The sequence below is a fragment of the Segatella copri genome (assembly GCF_003465495.1).
In the GTDB taxonomy this organism is placed as follows: Bacteria; Bacteroidota; Bacteroidia; order Bacteroidales; family Bacteroidaceae; genus Prevotella; species Prevotella copri_G.
On sequence record NZ_QSAV01000137.1, the window covers coordinates 1 to 669 of the forward strand.

At 39.2% G+C, this 669-nt stretch carries 1 protein-coding gene; it reads right to left on the reverse strand.

The features are described from left to right. Window positions 1-105: 105 nt before the first annotated feature. Window positions 106-669, reverse strand: a 564-nt coding sequence (locus DWV53_RS15945; RefSeq protein ID WP_181992528.1) for a hypothetical protein, incomplete at its 5' end; no start/stop codon positions are given.

Consider the following 669-nt stretch of genomic DNA (forward strand, 5'->3'; position numbering starts at 1 on the left):
GCCCGCAACCAGACTTTACTTGTCTGATTACGGGTGCAAAGATAGGGCAAAAACACCTTTGGGAAAAATAGGAAAAATAGGATTAATATTTGTCCCATAAAAAAATCATCTATGGGCAAAGAAATCAGCCACTTTATCATCCATTTCTTGATTTTTTATGTCCTCACAATGATTGAAGACATTGTTGAACGATTTTATCGTAACTTCTTTTCGTATATGGCAATCCTCAGTAAGAAATCTATAAATGGCATTGGCACTGACGATATGCTGCGGTGCCAAGATACCCCTTCTTCTCCAATATCTGATAAACGCAAATATTGCGATATTCAATGGTGAAGACTTGCTCGCACTGGTAGGCATAGAATTTAGGCCATTTAAGGTGAGAAATTCTATAAATAAAGAGGCTTGCTCGGCGGTCGTCTCTTCATCTTTTAAAGAAGATGCTTCATCAGACACAAAAAGGTATTCTTTTTTTCGGCCGATTCTGATACCATTATCCAATGGTTTTCTATTCCTTTGCTCCAGGTATTCATAATAGCCATCCAGAGTGGCGATATAAGCATCAAGCCTAGGAAGTTCAGCTTCAACCAAATGATTGTCTATTCTGTTAAAGGTCTCCAGGAAGCGACGTACTACGAGCGCATCATGATAATCTCTTTCCTGCATGGC